8 protein-coding genes and 1 pseudogene are annotated in these 8,654 nt (G+C 72.3%); 5 read left to right on the top strand and 4 right to left on the bottom strand.

Translation table 11 applies throughout. From position 1 onward, the window contains the following. The first annotated feature begins 33 nt into the window (after positions 1-33). Complete coding sequence (locus tag ABT112_RS34280; protein ID WP_351515725.1) at positions 34-243, top strand: hypothetical protein; 210 nt, start codon at positions 34-36, stop codon at positions 241-243. A 248-nt stretch (positions 244-491) separates the two neighbouring features. Here the strand turns inward: ABT112_RS34280 and ABT112_RS34275 are convergent, their stop codons facing one another. From ABT112_RS34275 to ABT112_RS34265, 3 genes and pseudogenes are all read right to left on the bottom strand, one after another. Further along, positions 492-2,012 (bottom strand): ABC1 kinase family protein, encoded by a 1,521-nt coding sequence (locus tag ABT112_RS34275; protein WP_351515722.1) that lies wholly within the window; start codon positions 2,010-2,012, stop codon positions 492-494. Then, complete coding sequence (locus ABT112_RS34270; RefSeq protein WP_351515724.1) at positions 2,005-3,018, bottom strand: TOMM precursor leader peptide-binding protein; 1,014 nt, start codon at positions 3,016-3,018, stop codon at positions 2,005-2,007. The genes ABT112_RS34275 and ABT112_RS34270 overlap by 8 nt, the downstream gene beginning before the upstream one ends. 423 nt (positions 3,019-3,441) lie before the next feature. Continuing rightward, positions 3,442-3,705 (bottom strand): annotated as a pseudogene (locus tag ABT112_RS34265) (ThiF family adenylyltransferase); the annotation flags it as partial. A gap of 197 nt (positions 3,706-3,902) precedes the next feature. Here ABT112_RS34265 and ABT112_RS34260 point away from each other — a divergent pair. The 4 genes from ABT112_RS34260 (at position 3,903) to ABT112_RS34245 (ending at position 7,950) form a co-directional block, all read left to right on the top strand. After that, complete coding sequence (locus tag ABT112_RS34260; RefSeq protein ID WP_351515721.1) at positions 3,903-4,499, top strand: M48 metallopeptidase family protein; 597 nt, start codon at positions 3,903-3,905, stop codon at positions 4,497-4,499. Positions 4,500-4,605: 106 nt separating this feature from the next. Further along, positions 4,606-6,474 carry a TerD family protein gene (locus ABT112_RS34255; protein WP_351515720.1) on the top strand — a complete coding sequence of 623 codons (1,869 nt, stop codon included), beginning with the start codon at positions 4,606-4,608 and terminating at the stop codon, positions 6,472-6,474. A gap of 11 nt (positions 6,475-6,485) precedes the next feature. Beyond that, positions 6,486-7,169 (top strand): AIM24 family protein, encoded by a 684-nt coding sequence (locus ABT112_RS34250; protein WP_351515719.1) that lies wholly within the window; start codon positions 6,486-6,488, stop codon positions 7,167-7,169. Positions 7,170-7,188: 19 nt separating this feature from the next. After that, on the top strand, positions 7,189-7,950 hold the full coding sequence (locus tag ABT112_RS34245; protein ID WP_351515718.1) for an AIM24 family protein: 762 nt from the start codon (positions 7,189-7,191) through the stop codon (positions 7,948-7,950). Between the two features lie 155 nt (positions 7,951-8,105). Here the strand turns inward: ABT112_RS34245 and ABT112_RS34240 are convergent, their stop codons facing one another. Next, entirely contained in the window at positions 8,106-8,564 is a 459-nt protein-coding gene (locus ABT112_RS34240) for an NUDIX hydrolase (RefSeq protein ID WP_351515723.1), read from the bottom strand. Between the last annotated feature and the right edge of the window lie 90 nt (positions 8,565-8,654).

The following is an 8,654-nucleotide window of genomic DNA, read 5'->3' as shown; positions in this document are numbered from 1 at the left end:
GCCCCGGACCGTCCACGGAGATATCGTCGAAAGGTGAACCAGCAGACTCATCACGCTGCGCAGCAGGGTGCCGAGAAGCAGACCATGGTGTGCTCCCGGTGCGGCACCGAGGCGGCCGGGCCTCAGCCCCCGGTGACGTGGACCTGCTCCGTGGAGAACGGCGGCCGGCACTACTTCTGTGACGACTGCGCCCGGGACAACCTCCGTGCCATCGAAGGACGCCTCGACTCGTCCTGGTGGTGACCGCGGCACTGCCGGCCGTTGGCCCGGCCGGGTGCCCGCCGTACGGGTGAGAAGCCGCCGCGGACGGTGGCGAGGACTGAGCGGCCCGAGACCAGCCGGTGCCGTCCCGAAGCGCCCCGGACCTGCCCTCCGGGTGCCATCCCGCCGAGCACGCCGCTCACCCGTCGTCCGCCGCGTCGACTCCGTTGACCTCCACGTGCGGTCTCGGGCCGGCGTGGTCTCGGGTCGGCGCGGTCTCGATCGGCCGGTCAGCGCTTCTCGGAGGTTCCGTTCTCCCCGGGTTCGCCCTCTCCGGCGCCGACGCGGTCCGCTGCCTCGGTCGTGCCCTCGTCCGCTGTGCTCTCCGGCTGCCCGTCCTGTGCGCCGGCTTCTTCCGGCCCGCCGCCGGCCAGTCCGTCGCTCTCCGGCTCGTGTTCTTCCGCCGGCTCTTCCTCGGCATCGAATCCGGGCACCCAGGCGGTGAGCTCATCCCGCAGCCGTACGGCAGCACCCAGCTGGCAGAGCACGCCGATGGTGCTCAGGGTCACGCGGTGGATCAGCAGATAGGCCGGCGGCAGATTGAGCTGGCGGCCCAACTGATGGGCGGGTGACCTGGGGTCGGCGATCCGTGCGGCCTGCGTCCGCATCCAGCTGCGGGTGAAGGTGAATTCCTCCACCCGGGCCGGCTCGATGATCGGCAGCAGATAGTCCAGTACGGCGTCCGGCTGCAGGTCGATCGTGGGCTTGACGAAGCCCTCGTCGCAGAGCATGGCGTGGACCGACTCGGCGTCGCCCTCCAGGGTCATCCGCAGCGCGGTGCCTATCGTCGGGGGCAAGCCGTCCGGCAGCCGGTCGACGGTGCCGAAGTCCATCACGCCCAGCCGCCACGTCTCGGGTGGGCCGTCGGGGGCGTCGCCGACCAGCAGGCGGAAGTTGCCCGGGTGCGGATCCGCGTGCAGCAGACCCGTGCGCGCCGTTCCGGAGAAGAGGAAACGGGCCAGCAACTGGCCGGCGCGGTCCCGCTCCGCCTGGCTGCCGCTGGTGATGACCTCGGAGAGCGGTACCCCGTCCATCCACTCGGTGATGAGGACCTCGTCCCCCTGGAACACCACATCGGGTACGACGACATCCGGGTCGTCGGCGAATTCCGCCGCGTGTGTCCGCTGGGCCTCCGCCTCCAGGGCGTAGTCCAGCTCCTCCGACACCCGGTCACGCAGCTCGGTGATGAGCGGCTTGACGTCCATGCCGGGAATCAGCGGCCCCAGCATCCGGGCGAACCGCCCCAACTGGTTGAGGTCCGACAGCAGGGCCTCGCCCGCGCCCGGGTACTGCACCTTGACGGCGACTTCCCGTCCGTCGTGCCATACGGCGCGGTGCACTTGCCCGATGGACGCTGCGGCGGCCGGCTTGTCCTCGAACTCCTCGAAGAGTTCCCGCCAGTCCTCGCCGAGCCGCTCCTGGAGAACCGAGTGCACCGTCCGGACCGGCATCGGCGGTGCCGCTTCCTGGAGCTTGGTCAGGGCGGCCCGGTAGGGCCCGGCCACTTCCTCCGGCAGCGCGGACTCGAAGACCGAGAGCGCCTGCCCGAACTTCATGGCACCGCCCTTGAGTTCTCCCAGGACCTTGAACAGCTGCTCGGCAGTGCGCTGTTGCAGCTCCCGTCCGACGATCTCCGCCGAACGGCCACCGATCCGCTTGCCCAGCCCCCAGGTGGCTCGTCCGGCGAAACCCAGGGGCAGTGCGGCCAACTTGGCGGTACGGGTGACCGCCTTGCGGGGAAGATCAGACATGCGCCCCTCCAACTCCACTGCACTCTCCCGGAGGATTACCCCCGGGGCCGCGCCGCGCACCGCGGTACGTGGTCATTGTCCCGCGCGGTGCCGGTTCCGCGGAGGCTCCTTCCCCCGATCCGGGTGCCGCGGCCGGCGCCGGGGCGGCCGGGCGGGCGCCGCAGTCGCAGCTCGGATGCGGAGCCACCGGCCGTGGCTCCCAGGTCAGATCGGGCAGGGCGAACTCCAGCCGCGCCCCCGCGCACACCGGCAGCCTTCCGTCGAGAAAGGTCAGCGCATGGGAAGCCGTCAGGCCGGCGACCAGGGTGGCGAGTCCGGTGTCGCAGGCCACCGCGGCCGCGCCGGTACGCCCCGACCGCCACTGGGCCAGCATGCGGGGCCACGCGGGCTCCTGTTCGGCCCGGGCCAGAGCCAGGCACTGGGCACACGCCGAGCCGCCCGGCAGCACCAGCGGACCCACGACACCGGTCCCCTCGATCACTCCCGCGTACAGATGGGGCGTGCCCGACGCCATCAGCTCCTCGGCGGCGGCCGGGTCGGGAGCGTAGGCGGCGAGCCCGTCGCGTGGGGCGAGAACAACGAGCGCGGCACCCGCACCCGTTCCTCCCGCGGCGGCCGAGCCGGACCGTCGTGGCCGAGGACCGGGTGCACAGGCCCGTACCACCCGTCGCGCGGCGATGCTGCGCCGCTCGCCGATGGCCTCGGCAGGGATCCCCGACGGCCCCACGTCCCATGGTTCGACACAGCCGCCGTCCGTGACCTCGACCTCGCCCACTCCGGACGCGGACAGCGCGGCGGCGATCGCGGTCCCCACCCGGCCCGCTCCCCGGACGTGCACGCGTATGGCCGCCCGCGCCCGCATACGGCGCACCGCTGCCCCCGGCTCCGGGTGCACCACCGACAGCGAGGCCAGGTCCGGTCGTAAGCGGTCCCGGACCGAGGCCCGGTCGAGGCGGGCAGCCGCGCCGGAGGAGGGAGTGCCGGCCGAACCGGCCTTCCGTCTCACGACGCGGGCCCTGCGGGCGGACGCGGCTCGATGAGTGACGTCGGCCCCAGCAACTGCGGGAGTTGACCCCGTCGGCCCCGGGTCCGGACCTGAACCCGCCCGACCGGGCCAGGGGGCCGAGCCGGCGGGACCGCTTCCGGAGGATGAGTCGGCGGGATGCCCCGGAGGCGGGGCCATCGGGGCACACCACGGATCCTTCGTACCGGAGGCATCCTGTCGACTCGCGGAGCCCGCACCGCCCGTACCGCCCGCAGGGTTCGCGCATGCCGCGGAGCGCACCGTCTCCCGGCGGCCCACAGCGGCCCCGAAGTCCGCAGCGCCACCCCGGTCCGCCGCCTCCCCGATTCCCGTGGAGCCCACGGCATCCGTGAGGTCCGCAGGGACGGAATGGACCGATCCGCCGGTGAGGCCGGTGGTTCCGTCCGCGTCCGCCGTGGGGTCGTCCAGCAGGCCGGCGGCGCACAATCGGCGCACCACTTCGTCCGCCCGCTGTGCCGTCAGGCCCATGGCCTCCGCCTGCTGCCGCAGCAGTGGCAGCCCCCGCGTGCCGTCGAGCAGATTCAGGAAGCTGCCCGTCGCCGTGTCCACCGGCCCCAGCAGCACCGCATGCGCCGGTGTCACACCGAACTGGACGCTCTCGCGGTTGCGCCAGCCGCGCCGCAGCGCGGGCTTGAGCATCGGATGCATCACTCGCCCCCCGTCGGATCGCTCGGCCCGAAACCCGGCCGACCGCACTCAGCATGCCGTGACCGGCCGATCGCCGCGCAAAGTTATCCACAGGCGGTGGGCATTAGTCGTTCAAACGGTGCACGCCGTGGGGTGATCCTTCGCGAACCGTCCCGGGGGAGGGACGCCGTCCCACTCCAGCCGGTACCGTTCGGCACGTGCCCGCCGATCCACTGCACCGCTCCGGAAGCGCACAGCGCCTCCCCTCCGGCCGGACCGACCCCGCTTCGGGGACGGGCCCGGTCGAGGTCCGCAGAAGTGCCCGCCGGCGGCGTACGGTCTCCGCCTATCGCGAGGGCGACCGCACCGTCGTCCTGATTCCGGCCCGCATGTCCGAGGCCGAGGAGCGGCGCTGGGTGACCACCATGCTGGACAAGCTGGCGGCGCAGGAGAGCAAGCGGATGCTGAGCGACGGCGAGCTCGCGGACCGGGCCGACCAGCTGTCGAACCAGTATCTGGACGGCCGGGCCCGGCCCGTGAGCGTCCGCTGGGTCACCAATCAGAACACCCGCTGGGGATCCTGTACCCCTGCCGAGGGCAGCATCCGGCTGTCCCACCGGCTCAAGGGAATGCCCGGATACGTCATCGACTACGTCCTCCTCCACGAACTGGCCCATCTGCTGGTGCCGGGCCACGGTGCCCGCTTCTGGGAACTGCTGAAGGCCTATCCGCGCACCGAGCGGGCCCGTGGCTATCTCGAAGGCGTGGCCGCGGCCGGCCGGCTGCCGCAACTGGACGCGGGCGGGAACGAGTAGGCCGCGGGCGAGGCAGCCGTTGTCCACAGGGATCGCTCCCTCTCGGCCCGAGCCGTTAGCCTGACGCAACGCACTTCACAGCTCGGATGGGGGACGGTCGGTACGTATGGCCAGGGAATTCCAACGCGGCCACAAGGCCAGGGTCAGTGATCTGACAGCCGGGACAGATCTGTACATCGGGGTTCAGATATCGGGCCCCGGGCTGTCCTTCGACATCAGCTGCTTCGGCATCGACGCCGATGAACGGCTGTCGGACGACCGGTACTTCGTCTTCTTCAACCAGCCCAAGTCGCCCGAGGAGTCGATTCAGCTGCTCGGGGCGCAGGCCGGGGACACGGAATCCTTCCGGGTCACGCTCGATGCCGTCCCGGAGAGCATCCACAAGCTCTCCTTCACCGCCACGCTCGATGGCGCCGGGCAGATGTCGCAGGTCGGGCCAGGATACCTCCGCATCGTGGCAGGCGGCGAGGAAGTCGTCCGCTACTCCTTCACCGGCGCGGAGTTCAGCACCGAACGCGCGGTGATGCTGGGCGACTTCTACCGGAAGGACGGCTGGCGGTTCGCGGCGGTCGGCCAGGGCTTCGACGGCGGTCTGGAGGCGCTGCTGAAGCACTTCGGCGGCGAGGTGCTGGAGGAGGAGTCCTCCGAGCAGCAGCCCGCGGCCGCACCGGCCTTCGCGCCGCCGCAGGACGCCGCACCCGCACCGGGATTCGCCCCACCGGCGGCCCCTGCGCCCACCCCGGCCCCGGCTCCGGCCCCTGCGCCCACCCCGGCTCCGGCTCCGGCTCCCGCCCCGACTCCGGCCCCGGCTCCGGCCCCTGCACCCGCCCCCACCCAGCCCGATCCGGCCCCCGCCGCTCCGCCCACCTCCCAGCCGGTGCACGCAGCCCAGCCGGTGCACGCGGCCCCCACCGTGGCCGCTCCGCTGGCACCGCCGCCGGGCCAGACCGCACCCGGCGACCAGGTCCCGCAGCCCGCTCAGCCGGGGCCGTACCCGGGGCAGCAGCAGCCGTACGGCCAGGCGCCGGGCGCCACCCAGGCCCCGCACCCGCAGGCCCCGCAGGCACCCCAGGTCCCGCACGCACCCCAGGCCCTGCAGGCACCCCAGGCCCCGCAGGTTCCCCAGGGCCCGCACGGCGTGCCGGGCCAGTTCCCCGCTCAGCAGCCGGGCCCGTACGGTCACCCCGGCGCTCCCGCTCCGGCCCCCTACGGGCAGCCGGGTGTCCCCGCTCCGGGCCCCTACGGGCAGCCCGCCCAGCCCATGGCCCCGGGCTTGCCCGGTCAGGCGCCGGGCATGCCGCCGGCCGGTGGCGGCCCCGGTCTCGGCGCGGGGCTCCAGAAGTTCCGTGAGGCGCCCACCGGACAGCGCTGGGCCCTGCAGAACCAGCAGCTCGTCAGGGTCGACCTCGGCGCCGACGCGCAGCCCGTCCTCGCCCGCCAGGGCAGCATGGTGCTGTACCAGGGCAAGGTCGACTTCGGTTACAAGGGCGCGGGCTTCCGCGGCCGGGTCATCGGCAATGCCACCGGCCAGGAGATGCAGCTCATGCGCTGCTCCGGCCGGGGCCAGGTGTTCTTCGCCGAGAACGGCGCGCACATCCACCCGATCGAGCTCCAGGGCGACGCGATCTGCGTCTCCGCCGAGAACGTCCTCGCCTTCGACGAGACCCTGCAGCACGAGGTGCGCCGGATCGAGGGCCACGGCATCCCCGGCGGTGCCCTGTTCACCATGCAGTTCCACGGCACCGGCACCGTCGTGGTGAAGACCCAGGGGGTCCCGGTGGTCCTGCCGGTCACCCCCACCACCTTCGCCGACAGCAACGCCATCGTCGCCTGGTCCGCGGCCGCGCAGGTGATCATCTCCAGCCAGGTGCGGATCAGCCGGCACGCCTACCCGGGCCACAGCGGTGAGACCGTGAACCTCCAGTTCCGCGGTGCCCCCGGCAATTTCATCGTCGTCCAGCCCTACGAGGTCTGAAGGAGCCCGTCATGGACCAGCGATTGATCGCGGGCTGCGCCCCGACCCCGATGGCAGCCCGGATGGAGAATCACGGGCGCAGCATGCTCAAGGTCGCCATGCAGGGCGGCCAGGACCTCTTCGCACGCACCGGCTCGATGGTCGCGTACGAGGGCTTCGTCCAGTACGAGCCGAACCCGCCCGCCGTCCGCCAGATGGCGTCGCAGTGGCTCACCGGCGAGGGTGCCCCGCTGATGAAGTGCAGCGGTGACGGCCTGCTCTTTCTCGCCGATTACGGCGCCGACGTCGTCTGCCTCAACCTCGACAACGACGCCCTCTCGGTGAACGGCACCAATCTGCTCGCCTTCGACGCCCACCTCCAATGGGGCGTCCAGCGGGTCAAGGGCATGGCCAAATTCGCCGGTCAGGGACTGTTCAACGTCGGTGTCTCCGGCACCGGATGGGTCGCTCTGACCTCCCGCGGCACCCCGATCGTGGTCGACTGCGGCAGCGGCGAGGACGAGACCTATGTCGACCCGGACGCGCTCGTGGCCTGGTCCACCGGTCTCAAGATGAAGGGGAAGCGCAGCTTCAAGGCCTCCTCCATGATCGGGCGGGGCAGCGGCGAGGCGTACCAGATCGGGTTCTCCGGCCAGGGATTCGTCGTCGTCCAGCCGAGCGAGGACAGCACCGACCGGCTCCGGGCCCGGGGCTGAGGGGGAGAGCGAACACACCATGCAGAGTCCACTTTTCGGCTTCACCGAGACCGAGACCCAGGACCGCTACGCCCTGCAGAACCCGCAGTTGCTGCGCGTCTCCCTGAGCGGCCACGAGGACGTCCTCGCCCGGAAGGGCACGATGGTCGCCTACCAGGGGATCATCGAGTTCGACGCCGAGTACCGCACGCCGGGCCAGCAGCGCGCCCGCGCGCACACCGGTGAAGGCCTCGACCTGATGCGCTGCTCGGGGCAGGGCACCGTCTACCTGGCCAACCTCGCCCAGTACGTGCATGTGGTCGATGTCGACCACACCGGACTGACCGTGGACAGCAGTTATGTCCTGGCGCTGGACTCCGCGCTGAACAGCGAGGTGATCGCCGTGGACAGCCAGTTCGGCATATCCGGGTCCGGCAAGTACAACCTGCAGATCACCGGCCGGGGCAAGGTCGCGCTGATGACCTCCGGCCAGCCGCTGATGCTCCAGGTCACCCCGGACAAGTACGTCAACGCCGACGCGGACGCCATCGTCGCCTGGTCCAGCTCGCTGCGGGTGCAGATGCAGGCCCAGACCCACTCCGCCGGCGTCTTCCGGCGCCGGGGCAACACCGGAGAGGGCTGGGAGCTCAACTTCCTCGGCCAGGGGTACGCCCTGGTCCAGCCCAGCGAGCTGCTGCCGCCGCAGAACGCGGTGATCGGTCAGGGGATGCGCGCCCAGTACGGCATGGGCCAGCACGGTGCCCATGCGCAGAACCAGGGCAACGTCTGGACCAACCGCTGACGGCGGCGGACGAACGGACGGCTTGCGAACGGACAGGCCGCGCCCGCGCACCTCGGATGGGGGCGCGGGCGCGGCTCGTCCGCGTCGGGGCCACGGCGCGCCCCGTACGGTCGCGGGCGCGGACGCTGCTCGGCCGGAGCGCAGAGGCCGCCCGGTCAGAGCAGGGCGCGGGTACGCTCCACCAGCCGCACCACCGAGGCGTCCGCGACGGCGGCCACCTCGTCGTAGCCGAACCAGCGCAGGTCCAACGACTCGTCACTGATCGCCGCGACCGCGCCGCCCGGCGCGAGCGCGGCGTACTGCACATCGAGATGCCAGGCGCACGGCGTGTGGTGGCGGTCCAGACGCACCGGACCGCCGGGCAGCAGGGTGAGCCCGGCGATCCCGGACTCCTCGGTGGCCTCCCGCAGGGCGGCCTCCGCCAGGGTCGCGTCCTGCGGCTCGCAGTGCCCGCCCATCTGGAGCCACATCCGCAGCTTGCGGTGCAGGGTCAGCAGCACCCGCCCGGCGTCCGGGTCGATCACCAGGGCACTCGCCGTGAGGTGACCGTCCCGGCAGGCCTTCCACATGCCGTCCGGGTACGTGTCCAGGTGGTCCAGGTACGCCTGCCGCAGCTCCTCCTGCTCCCGGGCGTGGGCCCCCTCCCGGGCGTGGGACTCCTCGCGGGTGCTGGAGTCAGGGCGGTCGTGAGCCCCCGCTCGCGG

This window comes from Streptomyces sp. NPDC002055 (assembly GCF_040296705.1).
Classification (GTDB): domain Bacteria; phylum Actinomycetota; class Actinomycetes; order Streptomycetales; family Streptomycetaceae; genus Streptomyces.
This window is presented reverse-complemented; position numbering and strand designations above follow the sequence as displayed.